At 58.9% G+C, this 26603-nt stretch carries 17 protein-coding genes; 15 read left to right on the top strand and 2 right to left on the bottom strand.

Annotated features, from left to right (window positions below):
- Positions 1-107 precede the first annotated feature (107 nt).
- Together ACEG18_RS05910 and ACEG18_RS05905 are read left to right on the top strand one after the other, a co-directional pair.
- A complete protein-coding gene (locus ACEG18_RS05910; protein WP_372541714.1) occupies positions 108-1484 on the top strand; it encodes an alpha-amylase family glycosyl hydrolase in 1377 nt (458 codons plus the stop codon).
- Positions 1485-1487: 3 nt separating this feature from the next.
- Positions 1488-2048, top strand: a complete 561-nt coding sequence (locus tag ACEG18_RS05905; RefSeq protein ID WP_372541712.1) for a uracil-DNA glycosylase family protein — start codon at positions 1488-1490, stop codon at positions 2046-2048.
- 309 nt (positions 2049-2357) lie between these two features.
- Here ACEG18_RS05905 and ACEG18_RS05900 read toward each other — a convergent pair whose 3' ends face one another.
- Positions 2358-3359: an AraC family transcriptional regulator gene (locus ACEG18_RS05900; RefSeq protein ID WP_372541710.1), complete on the bottom strand. Its 1002-nt coding sequence runs from the start codon at positions 3357-3359 to the stop codon at positions 2358-2360.
- 367 nt (positions 3360-3726) lie between these two features.
- Here ACEG18_RS05900 and ACEG18_RS05895 point away from each other — a divergent pair, with 367 nt between their 5' ends.
- The 5 genes from ACEG18_RS05895 to uxaC all read left to right on the top strand — a co-directional run bounded on the left by ACEG18_RS05895 (position 3727) and on the right by uxaC (position 11317).
- On the top strand, positions 3727-5145 hold the full coding sequence (locus ACEG18_RS05895; protein WP_368129922.1) for a PTS transporter subunit EIIC: 1419 nt from the start codon (positions 3727-3729) through the stop codon (positions 5143-5145).
- Between the two features lie 105 nt (positions 5146-5250).
- Positions 5251-7095: a beta-glucuronidase gene (uidA, locus tag ACEG18_RS05890; protein ID WP_372541707.1), complete on the top strand. Its 1845-nt coding sequence runs from the start codon at positions 5251-5253 to the stop codon at positions 7093-7095.
- Positions 7096-7103: 8 nt separating this feature from the next.
- Positions 7104-8717 carry a mannitol dehydrogenase family protein gene (locus ACEG18_RS05885; RefSeq protein ID WP_372541705.1) on the top strand — a complete coding sequence of 538 codons (1614 nt, stop codon included), beginning with the start codon at positions 7104-7106 and terminating at the stop codon, positions 8715-8717.
- 12 nt (positions 8718-8729) lie between these two features.
- On the top strand, positions 8730-9833 hold the full coding sequence (gene uxuA, locus ACEG18_RS05880) for a mannonate dehydratase (protein ID WP_372541704.1): 1104 nt from the start codon (positions 8730-8732) through the stop codon (positions 9831-9833).
- Between the two features lie 68 nt (positions 9834-9901).
- Positions 9902-11317 (top strand): glucuronate isomerase, encoded by a 1416-nt coding sequence (gene uxaC, locus ACEG18_RS05875; protein ID WP_372541702.1) that lies wholly within the window; start codon positions 9902-9904, stop codon positions 11315-11317.
- A gap of 153 nt (positions 11318-11470) precedes the next feature.
- Here uxaC and ACEG18_RS05870 read toward each other — a convergent pair whose 3' ends face one another.
- The gene (locus tag ACEG18_RS05870) at positions 11471-12109 is read right to left on the bottom strand and encodes a hypothetical protein (protein WP_372541701.1); all 639 of its coding nucleotides are present in this window, start codon (positions 12107-12109) and stop codon (positions 11471-11473) included.
- A 93-nt stretch (positions 12110-12202) separates the two neighbouring features.
- On the opposite strand from ACEG18_RS05870, the gene ACEG18_RS05865 reads away from it, so the two are divergent.
- The 8 genes from ACEG18_RS05865 to ACEG18_RS05830 all read left to right on the top strand — a co-directional run bounded on the left by ACEG18_RS05865 (position 12203) and on the right by ACEG18_RS05830 (position 26260).
- Complete coding sequence (locus tag ACEG18_RS05865; protein WP_372541699.1) at positions 12203-13339, top strand: pyridoxal phosphate-dependent aminotransferase; 1137 nt, start codon at positions 12203-12205, stop codon at positions 13337-13339.
- 503 nt (positions 13340-13842) lie between these two features.
- Positions 13843-14364 (top strand): 50S ribosomal protein L10, encoded by a 522-nt coding sequence (rplJ, locus tag ACEG18_RS05860; protein ID WP_006235004.1) that lies wholly within the window; start codon positions 13843-13845, stop codon positions 14362-14364.
- A gap of 102 nt (positions 14365-14466) precedes the next feature.
- A complete protein-coding gene (gene rplL / locus ACEG18_RS05855) occupies positions 14467-14844 on the top strand; it encodes a 50S ribosomal protein L7/L12 (RefSeq protein ID WP_006235005.1) in 378 nt (125 codons plus the stop codon).
- A 314-nt stretch (positions 14845-15158) separates the two neighbouring features.
- Positions 15159-16067, top strand: a complete 909-nt coding sequence (locus tag ACEG18_RS05850; RefSeq protein ID WP_055250255.1) for a UTP--glucose-1-phosphate uridylyltransferase — start codon at positions 15159-15161, stop codon at positions 16065-16067.
- Between the two features lie 287 nt (positions 16068-16354).
- Positions 16355-19846 carry a DNA-directed RNA polymerase subunit beta gene (rpoB, locus tag ACEG18_RS05845; protein ID WP_199408987.1) on the top strand — a complete coding sequence of 1164 codons (3492 nt, stop codon included), beginning with the start codon at positions 16355-16357 and terminating at the stop codon, positions 19844-19846.
- A 6-nt stretch (positions 19847-19852) separates the two neighbouring features.
- Positions 19853-24328 carry a DNA-directed RNA polymerase subunit beta' gene (locus ACEG18_RS05840; RefSeq protein WP_372541696.1) on the top strand — a complete coding sequence of 1492 codons (4476 nt, stop codon included), beginning with the start codon at positions 19853-19855 and terminating at the stop codon, positions 24326-24328.
- A gap of 386 nt (positions 24329-24714) precedes the next feature.
- Positions 24715-25233, top strand: a complete 519-nt coding sequence (locus tag ACEG18_RS05835) for an RNA polymerase sigma factor (protein ID WP_372541694.1) — start codon at positions 24715-24717, stop codon at positions 25231-25233.
- Complete coding sequence (locus tag ACEG18_RS05830) at positions 25184-26260, top strand: hypothetical protein (protein ID WP_372541693.1); 1077 nt, start codon at positions 25184-25186, stop codon at positions 26258-26260. Before ACEG18_RS05835 ends, ACEG18_RS05830 begins: the two co-directional genes overlap by 50 nt.
- Positions 26261-26603 lie beyond the last annotated feature (343 nt).

Below are 26603 nucleotides of genomic sequence, written 5' to 3'. Positions count from 1 at the left end.
TTTATTGGTCTCAACAGTCCCTATTTCACCGCAACTTATTTTGGGGGAGGGGATGCACGGCAGGCATACAATGGATGGCGTTGTGTTGAGCTTACCGGGAGGCTGCTATGTGGGCATACGAGACGACGTTCTATCAGGTCTATCCGCTGGGCTTTTGCGGAGCTCCGCGCGAAAACGCCGCGCCCGTTGCCGAGGATGAACTCGCCCAGGCTGCCAACGCCGCGCCTAACCCCGATGCTCCCATTATGAAAATCGCCCAATGGGCCGGCTACCTGCAGGAACTCGGCATCGGTGCTGTGCTCATTAACCCGCCGCTCGAATCCGACAGTCACGGTTACGACACGCGCAGCCTGCGCCATATCGACCGTCGCCTGGGTGGGGATGCCGACTTTGCCGCCGTGTGCGAGACACTGCATGCCCATGGCATCCGTGTGGTGCTTGATGCCGTCTTCAACCATGTCGGTCGCGGTTTTTGGGCCTTCCGCGATGTTCAGGAGCGCAAGTGGGACTCGCCCTACAAGGACTGGTTTCACATTAGCTTTGACGGCGACTCCTGCTATGGCGACGGCTTTTGGTACGAGGGCTGGGAAGGCCATTTTGAGCTTGTGAAGCTCAACTTGCAAAACCCCGCTGTGGTCGATTACCTGCTTGAGTCCGTGCGTCGCTGGGCCGAGGGCTTTGGCATCGACGGCCTGCGCTTGGACGTCGCCTATATGCTCGATCGCGATTTTATGCGCCGCCTGCATACTTTTACCCGTGAGCTCAAGCCCGACTTTGTGCTGATTGGTGAGACGCTCCACGGCGACTACAACCAGATCGTCAATGACGAGATGCTTGACTCCTGCACCAACTACGAGTGCTACAAGGGCCTGTACTCCAGCTTTAACTCGGTCAACATGTTCGAGATCGCCCACTCGCTGCATCGCCAGTTTGGCGGTGACCCGTGGTGCATTTATCGCGGCAAGCATCTGCTGTCGTTTGTCGACAACCACGATGTGCCGCGCCTGGCGAGCATCCTTACCGACAAGTCCTGTCTGCGCCCCGCTTATGGCATGCTCTTTGGCATGCCGGGCATTCCGTGCGTCTACTATGGCAGCGAGTGGGGGATTCCTGGCGAAAAGGGCGGCCCCGATGGTGACTGGGCGCTGCGACCTGCGCTCGATGAGCCTGCGCCCAACGAGCTGACGGCCTTCATCAAGCAGCTCGCGCACCTGCGCTCGGCAGACGACGCGGCGGCCCGTGCCCTCAACTATGGTGCCTATCGCAACGTGGTGATCCAGAACAAGCAGCTGCTGTTCGAGCGCGCCTACGACGATGCGACGGTGCTCGTGGCGGTCAATGCCGTGAACGAGCCCTATACCTTTGGAGCCGGCGAACTCAACGGCTCCTTCGTCGACCTGCTTGCCGACGATGCACCCACGGTCGAGCTGCCGGGCTCCCTTGAACTTGCGCCCTATGAGGTGCGTTATCTGCTGAGAGCCTAGCCCATGCCTGTGTCTGACGAGGGCTATCAACATATTGAGCATGGGTTTGAGCCCGTGTTCGACCGGCGCTCGCGCGTTTTGGTGCTGGGGTCGTTTCCCTCGGTGCTCTCGCGCGCCAACACCTTCTATTACGGTAATCCCCAGAACCGCTTTTGGCGCGTGATGGCCGCGTGCCTCGGTGTGCCCGTGCCGCCCAACGAGGGAGACGCTTTGGCGAGCGGCGAGCCCGCGACGCTCGGCGCCTCGATTGCCGCCAAGCGATCCATGCTGCTGTGCGGTGGCGTAGCCCTGTGGGATGTGATTGAGAGCTGCGACATTAAGGGCTCGAGTGACGCCAGCATCCGTAACGTCGTGCCGGCGCGCATCGAGCTCATCACGAGCAACGCGTCCATTGAGCAAGTGATATGCAACGGCGGTACGGCGGGGCGCCTCTACAAGCGCTATCTGCAGGAGCGGACGGGCCTGCCCGCTGTCGTATTGCCGTCAACAAGTCCCGCCAACGCGGCATGGCGCCTGGAGCGCCTTGTTGAGCGCTGGGGTAGCGCCACGACCTGGGCCCTCTGACTTCCTCCCATGGGGATGGGCTCGTTTCGCGAGATTTTTCCTTTCCCGGGGCAGGTTCGAGGTTCGGTTTTATTGCGGTGAGAACGGGGGGGGTGCGAGGCGCACCCCCGGCCTTTTTGTGCGTAATGGTTTCCGGCTGATAGTTGCGTACGCTGCCAACGTCAAATTGCCCTATCGGACGGTTGAAGATGCCATTTTCTACGAACCAAGGCTACACAGAGTTTTGCAATTGTATATCGAGATTAAGCAATGGCGGAATTAGTTAAATTGCAATTCACCTTCGGGACTCGATTTGCTCTATGTTGCAAGCTATCTTGTCAGATTTGTCTCTCGGGATATGCCGAGAGCCGTCCGATAGTCAGCTGGCGTCAGCCCCGTGTCTTCTTTGAACTTGCGATAGAAGAATGACATGTTGTCGTATCCGACCTGCTTTCCTATTGCCGTCACGGCAAGGTCGGTATTTGCGAGCAGCGCCTTGGCAATGGAGATTCTTTGCCTCTGTAGTAACTTGTTGAAGCTGTCTCCCGTTTCGCGCTTGAGCATGCGTGAGAGGCTGTCGGGCGCCATGCCAAAATGTTCTGCGGCTCCTTTAAGGGTGCAGCATGAATATTCTTTTTCTATATATGTGAGTACTTCGAGTGCGGGATTTTGCCCGTGTGACGCGTTGGTGATGTCGCTTTCGTAGACGTTGGCAAGCTCGGCCACGATGGTTCCAAAAAGAGCTTGAAGCATGTTCTTGCTGTACCGGCTCGGCTCCATCCACTCACAGAGAAATTCCTTCATAAAAAGCGATAGCCGCCGGCTTTGATCGGAATGGAATAGAACGTAGCCGTCATGTGCGCGGTCCTTTGAAATGGAATTGGCAAAAAACGATCCCACGATACTTCCGCATTCGAGCTGAGAGAAGAAGCTCGGAGTTATGCCGCCCTTAGTGAGCTTGATAACGATCAAGATGTCGTTTTCGCCCAAGGGAAGCGTCGTGTGCACGGTGTCCGAGTCCACAATGAGCATTTGCCCCCGTTTGAGTTTGAAAGTTGAACCGTTAACGATTTCGGTCGCAGAGCCGTCATACATATAGGCAAGTTCAATTTCATTTTGGCGATGCAGGGGATATTCCCTAAAACGCGAGTGACGCTTGATGTAGAAGCCTGCAACTACTTGCTGGGGCGCAACTGCAGCGGAACGGGGGATGCCATCGGCCTCCGCAACCGATGGGTACGGCGTTACTTGGTTGGGGTCTATGCCCCGCTTATAGAGCTCCTCGTGTGCGCTGAGTTGCCTCAGCTGGGCATCCATCTGCTTGGGCGTCATCGCCGACCTTTCTCCAAACGGCATTCGATGATATTGATCATAGTGTCGGAAATGGATATATCAATCAGTTGATGTGGTTATACCGTTTATCCGAATGTAGCTACCGTTTGCCGATGAACTGGCAAAACTGAAGGTGGTTACTAAGCTCATTTTAATCAAACATAGCGGATTAACTGCGAAAACTATTAACAGTCTGATTTGGTCAATCTTCAACATATTTTGGTTATGTTGCATCAGTTTCTGAGCTGTTAGTTTTAAGCCAATGTCCAAGGGGGACATGAGGCCTCATAACAGCGTGGAGTTCTTGCGCCCGGACCGTTCATAGGGCGCCGTGCAAACCACCTGCGATATTCCGAAGGGAGCATTCATGGCTAAAAAAGACTATCCGGCGATTGCGTCGTCAGTTGTCGAGCTTGTAGGCGGCAAAGACAACATTTCTTCTGTCAAGCACTGCATTACCCGCCTGCGCTTTGTGCTTAAGGACCAGGACAAGGCCAAGACTGACGATATCAAGGCCGTTTCGGGCGTCGTGGACGTTGTTATTGGCAACGGTCAGTATCAGGTTGTTATCGGCCCCGATGTTGAGGATGCCTTTGACGAGGTCATCAAGCTGCTCGGCGCCGGCTTTGATGGCGGCGCAGTTGCCGCCGAGTCCGAGGACGAGGGCAAAAAAGGCAGCATCGTTGAACGCGCTGCCGACCTGGTTTCGAGCATCTTCATGCCTTGCCTGGGCGGCATGGCGGGTGTCGGTTTGCTGCGCGCTCTGCTGGTCGTCTTTACCAACACTGGTCTCATGAGCGCGGACTCCGGTGCGTATCAGATCCTGTACGCGGCTTCCGATGCCTTTATGTATTTCCTGCCGCTCGCGCTTGCCATCACGGCGGCCGATCGCTTCAAGACCAATAAGTTTACGGCGTTTGCCGTAGTCGGTGCGCTCTTGTATCCCGCGATTACCAAGGCCTATTCGGACGGCGCGGCGCTCGACTTCTTCGGTCTGCCGGTCAACCTTATGAACTATGGTCAGTCCGTGCTGCCGGCGCTCCTCACCGTCTGGGTGCTCTCCAAGCTTGAGCATGTGGTGAGTAAGTTCATGCCTAAGTCACTGCGTTTTATGCTTGTGCCCACCATCTGCGTCGCCGTCATGGTCCCTGTCGAGCTTATCGCGATCGGCCCGGTCTCCATGGTCATCGGTAACGTCTTTGCCGACGCCTTCATGGTTGTCTACAACCTGGCGCCGCAGGTCGCTGCCTTTATCTACGGCTGCCTGTATCCCTGTCTGATCATCTTTGGTGCCCACTGGGCGCTCGTTCCCATCGCCATGAACAACTATGCCGTGCTCGGCTATGACTGGCTCATGCCGCTCGGTTTTGGCTGCACGTACGCTATTGCTGGCGCCACCCTGGGCGTCATGCTCAAGACCAAATTCAAGCCCCTCAAGGAGCTCGCTGGCACCAATGCCGTCGTTGCCGTCTTTGCCGGCATTACCGAGCCCGCCATCTACGGTGTTCTTCTCAAGTACAAGCGTCCGTTTGTGTGCGCCTGCCTCTCTGCCGGCGTTGGCGGCGTGATCATCTCCATCGCTGGATTCCAACGTCTGGCCCAGGTTGGTCTCAACCTCTTTACCATCCCGGCCCTGGCTATGTTCCCTGGCGGCTGGAGTGTCCCGGTCTGCGTCGTGTTGAGCTTTGTCCTCTCCGTTGCGCTCACGTACTTCTTTGGCTTTAACGACAAGATGCTGTCCGAAGCCGATAAGAAGGCCCAGCAGGCCGAACTTGATGCGGCGTAGCCGACGCGCCCCAAACGATCGGTAGGTAGGCGGCGCGGGCCGCGGTGCAGGGGCGCCGCGGCCGGTCGCCTCTTTCTGTTTTCCAATCAACCGAAAGGATGATCCATGCCATTCGATTCGCTCTACCCGCGCACCACGGTAACCCGCCGTATCCAGGTACTCGACGGTACGTGGGATTTTGCCTTTGACCGCGAAAAGGTGGGCGAGGAACTGGACTGGCCTGCTAAGGGCCTTGTTGATGCTGTCGACATGCCGGTTCCGGCGAGCTTTGCCGATATCTTCACCGATAAGGAGAGCCGCGAGTTCTGCGGTGACGTGTGGTATGCACGTCGCATTTTTGTTCCGGGCGAGTGGCGCGACGGCAATGTCGATATACGCTTTGACGCCGCCACGCATCGAGCGACGGTCTACCTCAATGGCACGGAGCTGGCGGAGCACGAGGGCGGGTTTACGCCGTTTTGCGCCCATGCCAACGATGCCGTGCACTGGAACGACTGGAACCTGCTCGTTGTCAAGGTTAACAACGAGTTGAGTCATGAATCGCTGCCCCTCGGCCGCGTCAAAGAGCTGCGTGACGGCACGCGCATCAACCAACCTTACTTTGATTTCTTCAACTATTCCGGTCTTCAGCGCAACGTGCGCATGGTCTATACCCCGGCTGAGCGCATCGAGGACATGACCGTGGTGACCGAGTCGGTTATCGATGGTACGGCATACGTGCACTACGAGGTCACTACCAATGGGTCGCACGAGGTTGAGCTGACGGTCGCCGATGAAGACGGGAACGTGGTCGCACAAAAGCGCGGCACTTCCGGCGGCATCGAGATTGAAGACGCGCATCTTTGGAATCTGCGCGCTGCCTACCTCTACACCTTTACGGTGCGAATTGTGGACGGCGACAAAGTTGTCGACGAATACTATGAGCAGATTGGCTTGCGTACGGTTTCGATCGATGGCCGCGATTTTCTGCTTAATGGACATCCCGTCTATCTCAAGGGCTTTGGTCGCCACGAGGATAGCCCGATTCACGGCAGAGGGTTTGACCCCGTGGTTGCCCGCCGCGACTTTGAGCTCATGAAGTGGATGGGCTGCAATTCCTTCCGCACGAGCCATTACCCGTATGCGGAGGAAGAGCTTCAAGAGGCAGATCGCGAGGGCTTCCTGGTGATCGATGAGGTCGCGGCCGTAGGCTTTTTGGTTTCGACGCAGAATTTCGACGATGCCACCAAGACTTCTGTTTCTAAGACGCTCTTTGATCTTCCCGGCATCGAGAAGACGCTTGAGGTCCATAAACAGGCAGTACGCGAGCTTATCGAGCGCGATAAAAACCATGCGTGCGTTTGCGCTTGGAGTCTTTTCAACGAGCCGGATTTCTCGACCGAGGGGAGCCTTCCGTACGCGACGGAGATTTTCGACCTTGCTCGCAAGCTTGACCCGCAGAAGCGTCCCCGTTCCTACACCAATGTCACGCGTTGTCGTGCCGGTATCGACAAGTGCACGCATTTGGCCGACTTTATGATGCTCAACCGTTATGACGGCTGGTACGTGTCTCCCGGCCCCGAGATCGAGGATGCACGCGAGATTCTGATCGAGGAGATGCATAAGTGGGAGAAGCTTGAGCCCAACAAGCCGTTCTTCTTTACCGAGTACGGATGCGACACCATGGCCGGCGTTCACAAGCTGCCGAGCGTGATGTGGAGCGAGGAGTACCAGGTCGAGTATTTCAAGATGCAGCACGAGATCTTTGACATGTTCGAGTGGGTGGTGGGCGAGCAGCCCTGGAACCTGTGCGACTTCCAGACGGTCGAGGGCAAGATGCGCGTCGACGGCAACAAAAAGGGTGCGTTCACCCGTGATCGTCAGCCCAAGGCCGTCGCGTTTTTGCTGCGCGAGCGCTGGTGCAACAAGGCAGATTACGTGGACGGCTTTGATCCGCGCGCGATGCGATAGGAGAGAGCATGGCAAAGCTATCCGATTGGAAAAACCAGACAGAAGAGCTCCGGCGCATGGGCGTGAAGCTACCCCAATGCGATACTGACACAATCAAGGCTACGGGTTGGGAGCAGCCCAGGTGGATCCATTTTGGCGCCGGCAACCTCTACCGAGCCTTTCATGCCGCAATAGCCCAGGAGCTTGCCGACCAAGGAAAGCTCGACCGCGGCGTCGTGGTGGCAGAGACCTTTAGCCCCTTTACGCTCGTTGAAGTTTTTGCGCCTTACGGGAATGACGGCCTGCAGGTAATCATGAATGCCGATGGGACTCTTGACGAGCGCGTGATCGCTGTCAATGCGGGCGGCGTATTTGCAAACCCTCAGTGTCCTGAGGACTTGGCTCGCGCCGAGCGCTACTTTGAGAGCCCCGAGCTTGAGATGGCAACGTTTACCATCACCGAGAAGGGTTATGGGCTACGCGATGCGCGCGGCGAATTGTTGCCCTATGTTGCCGCCGAGCTCGAGGCCGGTCCGGAGGGCGCTGCGAGCACGATGGGTATTGTCTGCCGTCTGCTTTGGGCGCGCTATCGCGCCGGTGCAGCGCCGATCGCTATGGTTTCGACCGACAATTTCTCGCAAAATGGGCGGCGGTTTAAGGAGGCAGTGCTCACGGTTGCGCGTGGTTGGTTCGATTGCGGCCATGTCGACCAAGGCTTTATCGATTACCTCGACGATGAGGCGCGTGTGAGTTTTCCCTGGTCCATGATCGACCGCATCACGCCCAACCCATCACCCGAGACGGCTGCGGCGCTTGCCGAGCAGGGTTGGGAGGACTTGTCGCTCATGCCCACGGACGGTCCTGCGTTTGCGGGCTTTGCCAACACCGAGGCGGCGCACTACCTGGTTATCGAGGACTCCTTCCCCAACGGGCGCCCTGAACTCGAGGCAGCGGGTGTCATCATGTGCGATCGCGAGACAGCTGAGCGGGCCGATACCATGAAGGTCACGGCCTGTCTCAACCCGCTGCATACGTGTCTTGCGGTCTTTGGATGCCTCATGGGCTATGACCGCATCTGGAAGGAGATGGAGGACTCGCGTCTGGTCGCGCTTGTAAAACATCTAGGCTACGACGAGGACTTGCCCGTAGTGGTCGATCCGGGCGTGATTGACCCACGTGCCTTTATCGATGAGCTCGTGGGACAACGCCTTCCTAATCGCAGCCTTCCCGATGCGCCGCAGCGCATTGCAACGGATACATCCCAGAAGGTCGGTATTCGCTTTGGACACACCATCTGCTCCTATCGAGACCGGGGTTTCGATGTCGCAAACCTTACCTATATTCCATTGGCAATCGCCGGATGGCTGCGCTATCTCCTGGGCGTCGACGATGCGGGTAACGATTTTGAGCTGAGCCCCGATCCTTTGCTGCCCGAGCTTACCGAATGCGTCAGCTCACTCGCTCTGGGCGTGTGCGATGCGTCGGCCATTCATGATGCCGTATCGCCCATCCTTTCCAACGCCGAGATTTTTGGGCTTGATCTTTACGAGGTGGGCTTGGGCCGCAAAGTTGAGCATTTTTTGGCAGAGATGCTCGCTGGCCCGGGCGCTGTTGCCGCAACCATAGATATATATTGCAAGTAAGGAGGCAGAACTATGGAACTCACGTTTCGCTGGTACGGTCCCAAAGAAGAGAAAATCACATTGGAGCAAGTGCGCCAGATTCCGGGTGTGCGCGGCATCGTCGGTACGCTGTTCGACATCCCCGCGGGTGAGGTTTGGCCTCGCGGGCGCATTCACGCGCTTCGCAAGATGATTGAACACAACGGCCTGACGCTTAAAGTGATCGAATCCGTCAACATTCATGACGACATCAAGATCGGCTTGCCCACGCGCGATCGATACATCGAGAACTACAAGGAAACGATTCGCAACCTCGCTGCCGAGGGCGTCAAGGTCATCTGCTATAACTTCATGCCGGTGTTTGACTGGGTCAAGAGTGACTTGGACTATCGCTTGCCCGACGGGTCGTCAACGCTGGCCTTTATCAAGAAGAATATCCCCGATGACCCGCAGGAGATTATCGACACGGTTGCTCACGGTTCCGGCGATTTTACGCTGCCCGGCTGGGAGCTCGAGCGCTTGGCGCAGGTAAAGGGTCTGTTTGAGGCCTATCGAGATATCGATGAGGATAAGCTACGCGAGAACCTCGTCTACTTCCTCGAGGCTATTATGCCCACCTGCGAGGAATGCGACGTCAAGATGGCTATTCATCCTGATGACCCGCCCTACTCCATGTTTGGCCTTCCGCGAATCATCAAGAACCGCGAGGACCTCGACTGGCTCTGTTGTACTGTCGATATGCCCTATAACGGCATCACGCTCTGCTGCGGTTCGATTGCCGAGGAGCCTGGAAACGATGTCTATTCCATTCTTTCCGAGTTTACGCAGCGTGGGCGTATTCACTTTGTGCATATGCGCAATATCAAGTACATCGCGCCCGAGAACTCCGCTAACAAGGATTTCTACGAGGCGCCTCACCCGAGTGAATGCGGCTCGCTCGACATGTATCGCATGATGAAAGCTCTCCATGACAACGGTTTTGAGGGCTACATTCGCCCCGACCACGGTCGCATGATCTGGGGTGAAACCGGGCGTCCAGGCTACGGTCTCTATGATCGTGCCTTAGGCATTGCCTACATTAACGGCATGTGGGAAGCGCTTGAGAAGGCTGGTTTTGTCGACAAAGGACAGATATAGTCCACCGCATTTGATTGCTTATGGGTACGGAGCTTTGCTCTGTACCCGTTTTTGAAAAGGTATAGATCATGCTTTTAAATGATGACTTTTTACTCGCTACGCCATTGGCCCGCAAGCTCTATCACGACCATGCCGAGCACATGCCCATTATCGATTACCATTGCCATTTGGATCCCCAGCAGATTTGCGAGGACAAGCGTTTCGATGACCTCACTCGGCTTTGGATTTGCGATGAGGGGGCGGGCGACCACTACAAGTGGCGTCTCATGCGTGCAAATGGCGTGCCGGAGCGTCTGATCACGGGGGATGGAGAGCCGTATGACAAGTTTCTTGCCTACGTTCATACTATGGAGCGCGCATACGGTAATCCACTCTACGAGTGGAGCCATTTGGAACTGAGACGAGCATTTGGGATCGATCTCACAATTTGCGGAAAGAATGCCGCCGAGATTTGGGAGCGCGCAAACGCGAGAATCGCAGAACCCGATTTTTCAGCTCGGGGCCTGATGCGCTTATTTGACGTGCACTGTGTTTGCACTACGGATGATCCCGTGAGTGACCTTTCCTGGCATCGGAAGATGCGCCAGTCTGCAGGTGCTGCTGTGGTGCTTCCGACGTTTAGGCCCGACGGCCTGATGGGAATCGATAAGCCAACGTTTTCCGAGTATCTTGAGCAACTATCCAGTGCCGCGGGACTGGAGGTTGCAACTTGGGATGCGATCAAGGAGGCCGCTTCGGGGCGCGTAGGATACTTCCATGCCCAGGGTTGTCGTCTGGCCGATCACGGCATGAACTCCTTTAGGTTTGCTTGGGCGGACGATAGCGGGCTCCAGAGAATCGTTGACAACGCATTGTGCGGAAAGACGTTGTCGCATGAAGACGTTGATGCGTACCAGACGGCGTTGACGCTTCATCTGATGGGGGAGTATGAACGTCGTGGATGGGCGCTCCAATTGCATATGAATTGCCTGCGTAACGCAAACTCTGCCGGATATATGTCCGTAGGCGCGGATGCGGGATTTGACTCATGCGGTGATCAGGCGGGGTTTGTTTCCGAGCTTGCAAGCTTGCTCGATGCGGCTAATGGGGAAGGAGCGCTTCCAAAAACCATTCTCTATTCGCTGGACGAGAGCCAATGGATGGGCCTGGCGACGCTGATGCAGTCCTTCCAGGGAGGGTGTCGCCAAAAGCTGCAGTTGGGGTGCGCATGGTGGTTCCACGATGCGTTCGATGGCATCAGGAAGCAACTGAGCGTGTTTGCGCAGGAGAGCCTGCTTGGCAATTTCACTGGCATGTTGACTGACTCGCGTAGCTTTTTGAGCTATCCACGACACGAGTATTTTCGTCGCGTGCTCTGTGGCCTGCTTGCCGAGTGGGCGGAGCAGGGTCGCGTTCCGGATGACGAGGAGTGCCTGGGCAAGTTGGTGGAGGATATCTCTTACAACAATGCGCGCAGCTATTTTGGCTTTGACCTGAATCGCTAGGGGCCATATTGTTGCCTGGCGCGATTTGCTCGACCTGGCTAAAGTCGCCATCGGCAAAGAGGGCGGACTTAACCATCCGGGTACCGCCGCGGGCAATACTATTCTTGTCGCTGAGGTACTCATCGACGTTTCTCGCAGAGGATTAACGGCTCGCTAACCGCAGTGCCTTGTGGCTAAGCGCCAAAGCCAGGTGGGGATTGCCGGCTTGGCGGTGATGACGCCGTCCGGGTCAAAATTCGAGACGCCGCCACCGCCAAGCAGTTGTGCGTGCTCAACCGAGCAGCCCATGCGCACGGCGCCCACCAGCTTATCCATCGCTTCGGAAAATGGTCGGCGCAAGATGCCCATGCGTGGTGAATGGCGAAGCTTTGCGATGCCGCTGCCGGTGCAGGCGATAACGCCGCCGCACCACGTTAGCCTGCGGAGTTCGCAAGCTTGGCGTAGACGCTCGATGAGCATGCGTGCCCCTTCGCTGCGCTCACAGGCGGCCCGGACGACAACATAGACGCGCGTCCCCGTATCGCCAAAGCGATCGAGCGCTTTGGCGATGTCTGCCATTGCCTCGTCATCGGTCATATCCTCAACGGCGAGCACGATGCCATCGGCAGCATCGGCGCTATTTGCCTTCAAGTCGACTGGATGGGGGAGTACAGTGCCGGAAAGCTGTGCATAGGCCGCGATGGCATCCTGCAGGTCCCAGAGCAAAAACTCAAGATCGGCACTCTCGGGAATACTGACAAACGCGATGTTATGCAGTGTTTTTGGTACATTGCCGCGTGCGGTCGTCTCCATGCCGCCTCCTTTCCGGTTCATTTCCGTTTAGGTTACACCGCCCGGCGGTGTCTCGCCGCGCTATCCTAGTGCAACCCTTACGAAAGGAACGCCATGCGCCTGCCTATGAATACCTCGCTTGCCACGCTCAAGCCCTCCGGCATCCGCCGAATCAACGCGCTCGCCGCTCAGCATCCGGGATGTATCGCGCTTGCGCTCGGCGAGCCCGATTTTCCCACGCCCGATGTGATTAGCGCCGAGGTGACTGCTTCGTTGGACCGCGGCGACACGCACTATCCGCCCAACAACGGTCGCCCCGCCCTGCGTGAGGCGTTATCTGCCTACATGGGGGATGCGGGCCTTGCGTTTTCGGCCGACGAGGTCATCCTGACCGACGGCGCGACCGAGGCCCTGTCGGCAACATTCATGGCTATGCTCAACCCCGGCGACGAGGTTATTATCCCCACGCCGGCCTTTGGCCTGTACGAGAGCATCGTCGTAGCCAATCACGCCAAAGCGGTCTTTTTGGATACGGAGCCTGCGCAATTTCAGATTGACGAGGATGCGCTTCGCGCCTGTGTGACCCCGGCGACCAAGGCCATCGTCATCTGCTCGCCCAACAATCCTACGGGCTGTATCCTCAACGCGGCTTCGCTCGACGCCGTGGCGCACGTGGCGGAGCAGGCGGGCATCTACGTGGTCTGCGACGACGTATACAACCGCCTGGTTTATGTGGATGGCTACGAGCGCTTTGCCCAGCGGCACTCAGGGCTGCGTGAGCAGACGGTCGTCATCGAGAGCTTCTCCAAGCCCTGGGCTATGACCGGCTGGCGCCTGGGCTGGCTCGCAGCAGCGGCACCCGTCATCGCCGAGATCGCAAAAGCTCACCAATACCTAGTATCGAGCGCCGTCTCCTTCGAGATGGACGCCGCAGCGCGAGCCCTGACCGTCGACCCAACCCCCATGCTCAAAGTCTACCGAGCCCGCCGTGAGCGCGTACTCGCAGCCTTAGACGCCATGGGCCTCGACGTAGTAGAGCCCGCAGGAGCCTTCTACACTTTCCCGTGCATCAAAAAGTTTGGTCTAACCAGCGAAGACTTCTGCATCAAAGCCATCAAAGAGGCCAACGTAGCCCTAGTTCCCGGAAACTGCTTCGGAACCGAAGGCCACATTCGCCTCAGCTATTGCGTTTCCGACCAAGATTTGGACGAAGGCCTAAATCGCCTGTCCACCTTCATTTCAACCTTATAGCCCAACGGGACGCAACACATCAGCCCACCGACCCAAGCATTATGAGTGGGGGCGGCAGCCAACGAAAACCCGGGCTGCCCAAAGTCAACGCAGGCCGCGCCGCCAAAGGCCAGGCGCAAGGTTTTCGTAGATTCCGCACGAGCCGAAGAGCACTTAATGTGCTCTTCGTGCGAGCCAGGACTTGACCGAGCGAAAACCTTGCGCCTGGCGTTTGGCGGCACGGCCGGATGGTGGAATTGTGTGCAGCCCGGTTTTCCGTTGACCGACGCCGGGGTCCCCGCCATAATACTTTCGGTTCACGCACGAATCCGCTGCCAGAGACAGCCGGTGCAAACGGGCATCGCCCGCGAGCTTAATGGGATATCCCGCCAGCCGAGGTGGTCGAGTAGATATGTCTTCTCGCCCCCGTCGCTCATGCAGCGCGGGGGCTTTCTTTTTGGACATGCCCCCGTCACGTCCTTGTGGCGGACCGTGCCCGGAAAGAATTCGAGGAGGTGTAATTCATGCCCCAGCAGTACAAAATCGACAAGGTTGCAGAGATCGAGTCCCGTATCGCCGAGAACGCCGGTCTGTTCGTCGTCAACTACAACGGTCTGACGGTTAAGCAGGCTCAGGAGCTGCGTCATCAGCTTCGCGAGTGCGGCGCCGAGATGAAGGTCTACAAGAACAACCTGGTCAAGATCGCTCTCAAGAACCAGGAGCAGCCCGAGCTCGACGAGATCCTCGCCGGCCCCGTCGCTTATGTGTTCTACGAGTCCGAGCCGGTCGAGGCCGCTAAGGCCCTTAAGGACTTCTCTGCTAAGTCCAAGGGCGTCCTTGAGATCAAGGGCGGTATCTCCGACGGCAAGGCCGTTTCCGCTGATGATGTTAAGGCTATCGCCGAGCTGCCCACCAAGGATCAGCTTCTCGGCCAGATCGCCGGTCTCATCTCCGGTTTCGCTCGCGACATCGCTGTCTGCGTCAACGGCGTTTCCTCTGGTCTCGCTCGTTCGATCCAGCAGGTCTCCGAGCAGAAGGCAGCCTAGTCGCTGTTTTCACCCGCGGCGGCAACGCCGCACCCCTGGCGCATTCGCGCCGTGTTTTAACTGATCTCCGTGCACAGACACGGAAACCGAAAGGACTTAGAAATGGCTAAGCTTACCACCGATGAGATCATCGATGCTCTTAAGGAAATGACCCTTCTCGAGGCTTCCGAGCTCGTCAAGGCTATCGAGGACACCTTCGGCGTTTCCGCCGCTGCTCCTGCCGCTGTTGTCGCCGCTCCCGCTGCTGGCGCTGCTGAGGCCGAGGAGAAGACCGAGTTTGACGTCGTGCTCGAGGGCTTCGGCGACAACAAGATCCAGGTCATCAAGGCCGTCCGTGAGCTCACCAACCTTGGCCTGAAGGAGGCCAAGGAGGTCGTCGAGGGCGCTCCCAAGGCTGTTCTCGAGGGTGCCAAGAAGGAGGACGCCGAGGCTGCCAAGGAGAAGCTCGAGGCTGCTGGCGCTGCTGTCACCCTCAAGTAATCAGGCTTTCTCGCCAGATTTCTTTGCAGACGGGGTTCGCATTGCGAGCCCCGTCTTTTTTGTTTTTCGGTCCCTCGGCATCGGTTGCTCAAACTGCCATGTTCTGTGATTTGCGTCGTATCGGGTGCCCTGCCGTTGGGCAATAAAATTGCACCATTCGAGCAATAATTTGCGTTGACCTGCTGAAGAATTGTCTCTGCCTTGTAGCGACATATAGTTCCAGCGGTAAGATGCTTGGGTATCGCAATTTGGTCTGCGGCTGTGTGCCGCACGCACGGGGCGCTTTTGCGCCTGCGAAAGGATCTTTGAATAACATGAAGGCAATCATCCCCGCCGCCGGTCTTGGCACGCGTTTTCTGCCTGGCACCAAGTGCACGCCCAAAGAGATGCTGCCGGTTCTCGACAAGCCGGTCATCCAGTATGTCGTCGAGGAGGCACTCGATCCCGAGGAGGTCGACGACGCCATCATCGTTACTTCGCCCGGCAAGCCCGAGCTGCTGAACTACTTCCAGCCCGACCGTTCGCTCGAGAACCTGCTGCGCGAGCGCGGCAAGAACGCCTATGCCGATGCCGTCGCCCACGCTGGCGGTATGCCGGTCGACTTCCGTTATCAGTACGAGCCCAAGGGCCTCGGCCATGCTATTCGCTCTGCTGCCGACGCCGTGGCAGGGGAGAACTTCCTGGTTCTTCTGGGCGACTACGTTGTACCTAACCGCGACATCTGCGACAAGATGCTCGCCGTTTCCAAGGAGCACGGTGGCGCTTCGGTTATCGCCGTCGCTGCTTGCTCGCCCGAGGAAGTCAGCCGCTACGGTGTTATCGCCGGTGAGCGCGTCGGTTCGCTCGAGGGTGCCGAGGACGTTGCCGATGCCGAGCCGGGCGCTGTCTGGCGCATCGGCGGTCTGGTCGAGAAGCCCGCTCCCGAGGCGGCTCCGTCCAACCTGTACATCGTCGGTCGCTACCTGCTGAGCCCGCTGGTCATGGACTTGCTGGCAGATCAGCAGGCCGGCAAGGGCGGCGAGATCCAACTCACCGACGCCATGGCCCGTTCGCTCGACCGCGAAGCCATGTACGCCGTCGTCATCGACCCGCTGTCGGGCTACGACACCGGCACTCCCTCTGGCTGGATGGCCACCAACGCCCTCATGGCTGCAAGCGACCCCCGCTTTGCCGATGCCTTCTGGGACGCCATCGACGAGCGCGGCGGCTTGATGCGCAAGTAAGCCTTCGGTCATCGACATTTACGGGCGCGGACCTCGGTTCGCGCCCGTTTTTTATAAGAGCTGCGATTGCTGGCCCTCTGTTCACAGAAAATATATGAACAGATGTTCGATACACATACATCTACCTGCGTGTTTTCTGTCAAAAAACTTTACTACTCCAAAAACTCAATCGCGTCAAGGCTTTTCTTGCCCAACGGTCGGTACCTGATAAACTATTAGGTTGCGATAACTGGCGAAGCTATGCCTCGCCAACCCACCGAGCATTTCCGTGAAGGAGGAAAAACCTGGTGACCTACGCATACACTGCCACTGAGCGCAAGCGCGTCAGCTTCGGGAAAATCCCGGAGGCCATGGAGCTCCCCAACCTTATCTCTGTTCAAAGGGAATCCTTTGAGCGTTTTAAGGACGAGGGTCTTCGTGAGGCGTTCAAGGAATCCAGCCCCATCCAGAGCCAGAACCATGTTCTCGAGGTTACCTTCGGCGAGCATCAGTTCGGCGACCCCGCGCACACCGTCGAGGAGTGCCGCGAGAAGGACATGACCTATCAGGCCCCGCTTCTGACCGACGTCCGTCTCACCAACAAGGAGACCGGCGAGATCAAGGAGCAGCTCGTCTTCATGGGCGACTTCCCCATGATGACCGATCAGGGCACCTTCATCATCAACGGTACCGAGCGTATCGTCGTCTCGCAGCTCGTCCGTTCCCCGGGCGTGTACTACAGCTCCGAGATGGATTCGGGCAAGCAGATCTACAAGGCCCAGATCATCCCGTCCCGCGGTGCCTGGCTTGAGTTTGAGGTCGACAAGCGCGACCAGCTCATGGTCTCCATCGACCGTAAGCGCAAGCAGAGCGCCACGATGTTCCTGCGCGCCCTTGGCATCGCCGTCACCAACGACGACATCATCGAACTGCTCGGTAACTCCGATGTGATCAAACGTACCCTGGAGCGCGACACCGCTCTCACTCGCGAGGACGCCCTCATCGAGATCTACCGTCGTCTGCGCCCGGGCGAGCCTCCCACCGTGGACGCTTCCCGCAGCCTGCTCGAGGGTCTGCTCTTTAACCCGCAGCGCTACGACCTGGCCCGCGTCGGTCGTTACAAGGTCAACAAGAAGCTCAACCTCACCACCGAGGAAGAGGTCACGGTGCTCACCGACGAGGATATCGTCGCGACGCTGCGCTACCTGCTGTCCCTCGCTGCCGGCGAGCAGGGTTTCAAGGTCGACGACATCGACCACTTCGGCAACCGCCGCATCCGTACCGTCGGCGAGCTCGTTGCCAACCAGTTCCGTATCGGCATGAGCCGTATGGAGCGCGTCGTCCGTGAGCGCATGAGCTCCCAGGACATCGACGAGATCACCCCGCAGTCGCTCATCAACATCCGCCCGATCGTGGCCTCCATCAAGGAGTTCTTCGGTTCCTCGCAGCTCTCGCAGTTCATGGACCAGGCGAACCCCCTGACCGGTCTGACCCACAAGCGCCGTCTGTCCGCACTCGGCCCTGGTGGTCTTGCCGGCCACAAGTCCGGCTCCAGCCGCCGCACCAACGTGCCGACGGCCGTCCGCGACGTTCACAACTCGCACTACAGCCGCATGTGCCCGATCGAGACCCCCGAAGGCCCCAACATCGGCCTGATCGGCTCGCTCGCCCTCTACGCCCGCGTCAACGAGTATGGCTTCATCGAGGCCCCGTTCCGTCGCGTCGAGAACGGCGTTGCCACCGACCAGATCGACTGGATGACCGCTGACGAGGAAGAGAAGCACGTCATCGCGCCGGCCAACACGCCGCTCGACCCCAAGACCAACGAGTTCATCACGACCGATGCCGAGGGCAAGATCGTCCGTCCGCACACCGTGATCGCCCGTACCCGCGACTTCGACGGCTCCTTCGGCGCTCCCGCCGACGTGCCTGTCGAGGACGTCGACTACATGGACGTCTCGCCGCGTCAGATGCTCTCCGTCGCAGCCACGCTGATCCCGTTCCTCGAGCACGACGACGCCAAGCGTACGCTCATGGGCGCTAACATGCAGCGTCAGGCCGTGCCGCTGGTTCACCCCGCCGCTCCCTATGTCGGTACCGGCATGGAGCGCCGCGCCGCTCTGGACTCCGGCGAGGTCACCCTGGCCAAGAACGCCGGCGAGGTCATCTTTGCCGACGCCGCCAAGATTATCGTCAAGCATGCCGGCGGCATGGACGAGTATCACCTGGCCAAGTACCAGCGCTCCAACCAGTCCACCTGCATCAACCACCGTCCGCTCGTGCGCGTCGGTGACACCGTTGAGCAGGGCGAGCCCCTGGCTGACGGTCCTTCGACCGATCATGGCGAGCTTGCACTGGGTCAGAACCTCACCGTGGCATACATGCCGTGGGAAGGCTTCAACTACGAGGACGGTATCGTCGTGTCCGAGCGCCTGGTGGCCGAGGACCTGCTGACGACCATCAACATCACCCGTCACGAGATCGACGCCCGCGACACCAAGCTCGGCCCCGAGGAGATCACCCGCGAGATCCCGAACCTCTCCGAGGATATGCTTGCCAACCTCGACGAGGACGGCATCATCCGTATCGGCGCCGAGGTCGGCCCTGGCGACATCCTGGTCGGTAAGGTCACGCCTAAGGGCGAGAGCGCTCTGACCGCCGAGGAGCGCCTGCTGCGCGCCATCTTCGGTGCCAAGGCCCACGACGTCCGCGATACCTCCCTTAAGATGCCTCACGGCGCTTACGGCCGCGTCATCGACGTCGTCCGCTTTAGCCGCGAGAACGGCGACGACCTGGCCCCCGGCGTCAACGAGCAGGTGCGCGTCTACGTCGCCCAGCGTCGTAAGATCCAGCAGGGCGATAAGATCGCCGGCCGCCACGGCAACAAGGGTGTTATCTGTAACGTTCTGCCGGTCGAGGACATGCCCTACATGGCTGACGGTACCCCGATCGACGTTATCCTCAACCCGCTGGGCGTTCCTTCGCGTATGAACGTCGGCCAGCTGCTCGAGTGCCACCTTGGCTGGGCTGCTGCCTGCGGTTGGGATACCGAGCAGGCCGACTCCGACAAGTACGTCCCCGGTCCGTTCTTCACCGCCACGCCTGTCTTCGACGGCGCCAAGGAGGACGAGATCGCCGAGGTCATCCGTCGTGCCAACAAGAACATGCTCAACAAGGCCACCGCTGCCTTTGGCGATCACATGCGTCCCGAGTTCGTCACCCAGCTTGACGAGCGCGGCAAGACCCGTCTGTTCGACGGCCGCACCGGCGAGGAGTTCCGCGAGCCCATTACCGTGGGTACGTCCTACATCCTCAAGCTCGGCCACATGGTCGACGACAAGATCCACGCCCGTTCGACCGGCCCTTACAGCCTGGTTACCCAGCAGCCCCTGGGCGGCAAGGCTCAGTTCGGCGGCCAGCGCTTCGGCGAGATGGAAGTTTGGGCACTGTACGCTTACGGTGCTTCCAACGTCCTGCAGGAGATCCTGACCGTCAAGTCCGACGATACCGTGGGCCGCGTCAAGACCTACGAGTCCATCGTCAAGGGCGAGAACGTTCCTGTCCCGGGTATCCCCGAGTCCTTCAAGGTTCTCGTCAAGGAGATTCGCTCCCTCGCACTGGACATCGAGCCCATGCACGATGCCGACGAGGACGCCTCCGCCCCTGTGACCGCCGAGGAGACCTCTGCTCTCGACGACCTGGCTGCGCTCGCCGGCGTTGACGCCGACGTCGAGGCCGAGGATGCCGAGACCGCCGAGGCACCCGAGGCTGTCGCCGCCACGACCACTGATAAGGAGTAGTTGACTGTGGCAGATTTCGAAGCTACTGATTTTGACTCGGTAAAGATCTCCCTTGCCTCCGCCGACCAGATCCGTTCCTGGTCGCACGGTGAGGTCAAGAAGCCGGAGACCATCAATTACCGTACCCTCAAGCCCGAGAAGGACGGCCTGTTCTGCGAGAAGATCTTCGGTCCCGCCAAGGACTGGGAGTGCTCCTGCGGCAAGTACAAGGGCATCCGCTTTAAGGGCATCGTCTGCGAGCGTTGCGGCGTCGAGGTCACCTCGGCCAAGGTGCGTCGCGACCGCATGGGCCACATCGAGCTCGCCGCTCCCGTGTCCCACATCTGGTACTTCAAGAGCCCCACGAGCTTCCCGATGAGCCGTATGCTCGACATCAAGTCCAAGGACCTCGAGAAGGTTCTGTACTTTGCCAGCTACATCATCACCGAGGTTGACTACGAGGCTCGCGAGGCCGACGCCGACGACCTGCGCGAGGAGCTCGCCGCCGATCTGGAAGAGATCGATGCCGAGTGCGCCCGCCAGATCGAGTCCCTCAAGGAGCAGGGCGACCCCGAGAACTTTGACGAGTTCTCCGACGAGGAGCCGCTGACCCCCGAGGAGATCGCCTCCGGCATCGTCGACATCGAGGAAGAGTGCAAGGACGAGAAGCAGCTCCGCACGGACGCCTTCAACGCCTTCATGAAGCTCACCGAGCGCGACCTCATCTCCGATGAGCCGCTGTTCCGCGAGATGACCCGCTACTACTCCATGTACTTCAAGGGTGGTATGGGTGCCGAGGCCGTCCGCGACCTGCTCGCTGCCATCGACCTTCCTTCCGAGGCCGAGAAGCTCAAGGCCATCATCGCCGACGAGGACTCCCAGAAGCAGAAGCGTGAGAAGGCCGTCAAGCGCCTCGAGGTCGTTGACGCCTTCCTGAAGGGTGGCAACAGCCCCGCGAACATGATCCTGGACGTCATCCCGGTCATTCCGCCCGATCTGCGCCCGATGGTCCAGCTCGACGGCGGTCGCTTTGCCGCGTCCGACCTCAACGACCTGTACCGTCGCGTGATCAACCGTAACAACCGACTCAAGCGCCTGCTCGACCTGGACGCCCCTGCGATCATCGTGAACAACGAGAAGCGCATGCTCCAGGAGTCCGTGGACGCCCTGTTCGACAACGGCCGTCGTGGTCGCCCGGTCTCTGGCCGTGGCGGTCGCCCGCTCAAGTCGCTCGCCGAGGCCCTCAAGGGCAAGCAGGGTCGTTTCCGTCAGAACCTGCTGGGTAAGCGTGTCGACTACTCCGGCCGTTCGGTAATCGTTACTGACCCCAAGCTGCTGCTGCACCAGTGCGGTCTGCCCAAGACCATGGCGCTGGAGCTCTTCAAGCCCTTCGTCATGAAGCGCCTGGTCGAGCTTGGCAAGGTCGAGAACATCAAGGGCGCCAAGCGCGCTATCGACCGCGGTGCCACCTTTGTGTGGGATATCCTCGAAGAGGTCATCGACGGCCGCGTCGTGCTGCTCAACCGTGCACCGACCCTGCACCGTCTGTCCATCCAGGCCTTTGAGCCGGTGCTGGTCGAGGGCAAGGCTATCCACCTGCATCCGCTGGTCTGCTCGCCCTTCAACGCCGACTTCGACGGCGACCAGATGTCTGTCCATGTGCCGCTGTCCAGCCAGGCTCAGGCCGAGGCCCGCGTGCTCATGCTCTCTGCGAACAACCTGCGCTCGCCGGCATCCGGCAAGCCGGTCAACATCCCTTCGCAGGACATGATCATCGGTGTGTACTACCTGACCCAGGTCCGCGACGGTCTGCCGGGCGAGAACCACGTGTTCGCAAGCTTCGACGATGCGCTGCACGCCTATGACTGCCGCTCCGAGGTCGACATGCAGGCCAAGATTCAGGTCCGTGTGTCCGCTGCCGACGCCAATGTCATCAACGAGGACGGCACCCGTATCTTCCGCGTCAAGAACGGCAAGAACGAGTTCGTCGACTACGACGTCACCGGCAACAAGACCGCGCGCTTCGAGACCTCCATCGGCCGCATCATCTTCAACCGCCAGTGCCTGCCCGAAGACTATGAGTTCATGAACTACAAGATGGTCAAGGGCGACGTGGCCAAGCTGGTTGCGGACTGCTGCGATCGCTACCCCGAGGCCAAGGTCGGCCCGATCCTCGACGCCATCAAGTATTCCGGCTTCCACTACGCTACCCGCGCCGGCCTCACCATCTCGGTGTGGGACGCTCTCATCCCTGCCGAGAAGCAGGAGCTGCTCGACCGCGCCCAGGCCAACGTCGACCAGATCAACGAGTACTTCGAGGAGGGCTTCATCAACGAGACGGAGCGCCACATCGAAGTCGTTAACGAGTGGACCGCTTGTACCGACAAGGTCGCAGCGCTCATGCTCGACTTGTTCGACGAGGAGAACCCGCTCTACATGATGGCCGACTCCGGCGCCCGTGGTTCTAAGACCCAGCTGCGTCAGCTCGGCGGCATGCGTGGCCTGATGGCAGACATGTCCGGCGAGACGATCGACCTTCCCATTAAGGCGAACTTCCGCGAGGGCCTGCTGCCGCTCGAGTACTTCATTTCGACCTACGGCGCCCGTAAGGGCCTGGTCGATACCGCATCCCACACCTCGGACTCTGGTTACCTGACCCGTCGTCTGGTCGACGTGGCCCAGGACGTCATCGTCCGCGAGGAGGACTGCGGTACGCACGAGGGCGTCACCTACAACCTCGTCATCCCCGGCACCACCGACCTCAACACCGACCTCGTCGGCCGTTGCTTCATTGAGGACGTCGTGGCTCCCGATGGCACCGTGCTCTTTGAGCAGGACGGCTACATCGAGAAGGTCGCCGACATCCAGAAGATGGTCGATGCCGGCCTTAAGAAGGTCAAGCTTCGCGCGCTGCTCACCTGCCGCTCCAAGTACGGCGTGTGCCAGAAGTGCTACGGCTGGGATCTTTCCACCCGTCGTCCGGTCGCCATCGGTACTGCCGTCGGCATTATTGCCGCCCAGTCCATCGGCGAGCCCGGTACGCAGCTTACGATGCGTACCATTCACTCCGGCGGCGTCGCTGGCGTCGACGATATTACGCAGGGTCTGCCTACGGTCAGCCGTATGTTCGATATCGTCGGCAACGTCAACGAGAAGATCCTGGGCCGCGAGGCCGAGCTGGCTCCGTACTCCGGCCACCTCTCGATTAAGCCCGAGAAGTCCGAGTACGTGCTGACGCTCACCGACTCCGAGGATCACACCCGTGTCCTCGACGAGCGTCGCGTCCCCGCTTCGGTGCGCTTTATGCCCGAGATCGAGGACGGCTGCGAGGTTCGCGCCGGCGACCAGATCACCAAGGGCTTCGTCAACTTCCGCAACCTGCGCAAGCTGACCGACATCGAGTCGACGATGCACACCTTCGTCGAGAGCGTCAAGGACGTTTACACCAGCCAGGGCGTCGACCTGAACGACAAGCACATCGAGGTGCTCGCACGTCAGATGCTGCGTCGCGTTCAGATCACCAACCCCGGCGACTCCAAGTACCTGCTTGGTCAGTACGTCGACCGCTACGAGTTCGCCGACGAGGTCGAGCGCGTTGCCCGTCTGGGCGGTCAGGCTCCCGTGGCCGAGCCCGTCATCCTGGGTACGCTCAAGGTCGCGTCCAACATCGACTCCTGGCTGTCGAGCGCTTCGTTCATCCGTACCGCCGGCGTCCTTACCGAGGCTGCCATCGAGGGCAAGGTCGATCACCTGCTCGATCTTAAGTCCAACGTCATCGTCGGTAAGAAGATCCCTGCTGGTACCGGCCTCAAGCCGTACGCCAACGCCAAGATGACGTATCGCACGGCCGACGGCTACGTGGACATCGACGGCCCGGCTTCGCCCAACGCCAAGTCGCTGCCCGAGTGGGCTCCTGTGGAGCTCAAGGACCTGGACGAGCAGCTCCCGCAGCAGCTCGACTGGGCCGGCTACGACGAGTTCGGTGGTGCTGACGGTTCGTTCACCCGCAACGGCCACACCATCTCCGCCGAGAAGGCTCGTCTGTACCTGTTCGACGACCTGGGCGTGTCGCAGCGCTGGACCAACAAGTTCAGCGAGGTCGGCATCGAGACGGTCGGCGACCTGGTTGGCAAGTCCGAGGAGGATCTGCTGCGCATCGATGGCATCGGTGCCAAGGCGATCGAGGAGCTCCGTGACGGCCTGGAGGCCCACGATCTGCTCTACATCCTCGAGAACAACGACGACGTTGCCGACGAGGAAGACCTCTCGCAGCTGCTGCAGATGGTCTTTAGCCCCGACGGTCCGGACGATATCCTGCTGGGTACCTCCGCTCCGACGCATCACGCCGACGCCGACGAGGAGCTCCTGGGCGCCCCGATCGACGACAAGAAGGCTCCCGCCAACGGCGCGATCAACGAGGACATGGCTTCCCTCGACGAGCTGCTCAACCAGCTCGTGGACACCGACGACGCCGAAGAGGCCAAGGACAACGACGAGGAGTAATTTCCTAGTACGTTAACCGCCCTTCCAAAGACCCGTTTCCCAACAGGGAAGCGGGTCTTTTTTGGTGAGGAACGTTGCCCCGACGAGCACGTCGGATTCCCGGAACGGGCCGCCCGCTGTTTAAGTTTGTCGCGAGTTCCGCACGCAAAGGAAAGCACTTAATGTGCTTTCCGTCTTGCGCAGGACTGCAGAGCAGCAAACTTAAACAGCGGGCGGCCCGTTCCGGGAATCCGCCCCCGCGCACAGAAGGGGATTCCTTTTGCCAAAAAGGGACGGGTTTATTTTGGTAGGTTTTTTCCTGCTTGAATTTGAAACATTCTGTTCGGTCAAAGCGTATCTATGGTGAGGACCTCATCAAGAACCATCAGCGTCACCGGGAGGTGATTATGGAAGAACAAGCTTTTAGACAGGCGGTCGAAGATCACCGGGATGTCGTGTTTCGAATCGCGTTGACGTACCTGCGCGATCGTGCCGATGCCGACGACATTGCCCAAGATGTCTTTCTAAAGTTGCTTAAAAGCGATGGACACTTTGAAAGTTGGGAACATCTTCGCCGCTGGCTTATCCGGGTCACGATCAATGAATGCAAATCTCTCTTTCGAAAGCCATGGAGGCGTGTGGAGGATATTGAGAACCTGGCCGATTCGCTTTCGGCGGCGCAGGATGAGACCAAGGCGGTCCTGTCAGACGTTATGCGACTTCCGGAGCGATTCCGTGTCCCCATCGTGCTCTATTACTATCTGGGCTTTTCGACCTCAGAGATTGCCGAGTTGTTGCATGTACCAGCCGCGACCGTTCGAACGCGTTTAGCTCGCGGCAGATCGAAACTCAAGTTCATCCTAGAGGAGGGCGACCGTGAAATCCAATCAAATCAAGCAGGCCTTCGAGTCCGTCCAAGCCGATAGCGATCTTGCTGACCGTGTTCTTTATGCCGCTGCTGGTGAGCCGCTTCGCCGAAAGGGTCACGCGAAGCCTCTGTATGTTGCCGTGATCGGATGCCTTGCCGGAGTGCTGGCGACCGGAGGGGTCGCCTACGCCGTTGTCAATTCCGGCTATTTTGCCTCAGCCTGGGGAAACCACGGCAATGGGGATTCCATTACCTGGACCAACGGTGGCTCATCGGGGACTAAATACACCTACACCAGAGAGTTTGGTGATGGCATCGCGCCCCAAAGCCTGGAGGGTGCAGTCCAGAAGGTCAATCTGTCCGCCGAGGGCAACGGCTATACACTCGACATTCATGATATGGCTATCGACCAAAACGGCTGCGGTGCTGTGACGTTTACGCTGTCCAATCCAAATGGCGTTAACTACTACAAGCCGGCGGCAGAGCTTGGCGAACTTGTTCTCTATGGTGAAGAAGAAGGGGGCGTCAGTACACCCAGCATGAACTTCGGCGAGGAATGGGCTGATACACGCTGCACCATTGATAAAGACACAACAAGCGACACGGTCATTAACGGCACGATGTACTTTGCATCTTGGAATCGCGATCGAGATTTACGACATGCGGTCACCTGGAATATCAGTTGGACGGAGGGCAAAGGTGAGGATGCGAAGGTGATCGAGGTATCGACGCCAGAGTTTAACGTCGGAGCGCACGTCGATACAAAAGAACTCCGCTCCGATGACTCGCCTCTCGAGATCAGTCCGTTTTCCATCCAGACGCACATCGATGATCTGGGCTATGAAGCAGTTGATCATAAACTGACCGTCACCTACAAGGATGGGTCAGAGCAGATTATCGAAGATGACGACGCAGGGGCGTACAATTTCTATGTTTCGATGGGACGCAATAGCGGAGAGAACATTTGGGTGCCAACGAAGTTGATTGATGTCGACCAAGTGGTTTCAGTAACGCTCGAAGGCACACGCTGCACTTCAACAGGGGGCGCCGAAACGTCGGAACCCTTTACCATCGTCTATTCGTAAGATTTGGGGCCGCTTTCTACTAGGGGAAGCGGCCTTCTTTGCGGTAAATGGGCGGTTAGACCGCACGATATTCGCCTGCATTCCTGAAGTATGCGGCAAAATCTTGATGGGTCGACCACACCGTATATGCTCAAGCGCTCTACCTGCGGGTTTATTATCGCAAAACCCCGGTGCGCTCGGCGGGTCCAGAATTTGCCGCATACTTCCGAAAGCGCCGCCGATTTCCATGCGACAGGTGAGAGCAGATCACCGTTGGAGCGCGACGTTTCCCCAGATAAAACCGACCAAAATAAACCTGTCCCTTTTTGGCAGGTAACGTTGCCCCGACGAGCACGTCGGATTC

It is taken from the genome of Collinsella aerofaciens (genome assembly GCF_041537385.1).
GTDB lineage: Bacteria > Actinomycetota > Coriobacteriia > Coriobacteriales > Coriobacteriaceae > Collinsella > Collinsella aerofaciens_BV.
Note: the sequence above shows the minus strand (reverse complement) of the source record. Positions and strands in the feature narration are given on the sequence as shown.

Bases quoted from the DNA above. Each gene is read 5' to 3' on its own strand.
- ACEG18_RS05910 (WP_372541714.1), top strand. From the start codon at position 108: ATGTGGGCATACGAGACGACGTTCTATCAGGTCTATCCGCTGGGCTTT.
- ACEG18_RS05865 (WP_372541699.1), top strand. From the start codon at position 12,203: ATGCGCCTGCCTATGAATACCTCGCTTGCCACGCTCAAGCCCTCCGGC.
- ACEG18_RS05850 (WP_055250255.1), top strand. From the start codon at position 15,159: ATGAAGGCAATCATCCCCGCCGCCGGTCTTGGCACGCGTTTTCTGCCT.
- uxuA (WP_372541704.1), top strand. From the start codon at position 8,730: ATGGAACTCACGTTTCGCTGGTACGGTCCCAAAGAAGAGAAAATCACA.
- rplJ (WP_006235004.1), top strand. From the start codon at position 13,843: ATGCCCCAGCAGTACAAAATCGACAAGGTTGCAGAGATCGAGTCCCGT.
- ACEG18_RS05835 (WP_372541694.1), top strand. From the start codon at position 24,715: ATGGAAGAACAAGCTTTTAGACAGGCGGTCGAAGATCACCGGGATGTC.
- ACEG18_RS05885 (WP_372541705.1), top strand. From the start codon at position 7,104: ATGGCAAAGCTATCCGATTGGAAAAACCAGACAGAAGAGCTCCGGCGC.
- ACEG18_RS05905 (WP_372541712.1), top strand. From the start codon at position 1,488: ATGCCTGTGTCTGACGAGGGCTATCAACATATTGAGCATGGGTTTGAG.
- uxaC (WP_372541702.1), top strand. From the start codon at position 9,902: ATGCTTTTAAATGATGACTTTTTACTCGCTACGCCATTGGCCCGCAAG.
- ACEG18_RS05895 (WP_368129922.1), top strand. From the start codon at position 3,727: ATGGCTAAAAAAGACTATCCGGCGATTGCGTCGTCAGTTGTCGAGCTT.
- rplL (WP_006235005.1), top strand. From the start codon at position 14,467: ATGGCTAAGCTTACCACCGATGAGATCATCGATGCTCTTAAGGAAATG.
- ACEG18_RS05900 (WP_372541710.1), bottom strand. From the start codon at position 3,359: ATGACGCCCAAGCAGATGGATGCCCAGCTGAGGCAACTCAGCGCACAC.
- ACEG18_RS05870 (WP_372541701.1), bottom strand. From the start codon at position 12,109: ATGGAGACGACCGCACGCGGCAATGTACCAAAAACACTGCATAACATC.
- uidA (WP_372541707.1), top strand. From the start codon at position 5,251: ATGCCATTCGATTCGCTCTACCCGCGCACCACGGTAACCCGCCGTATC.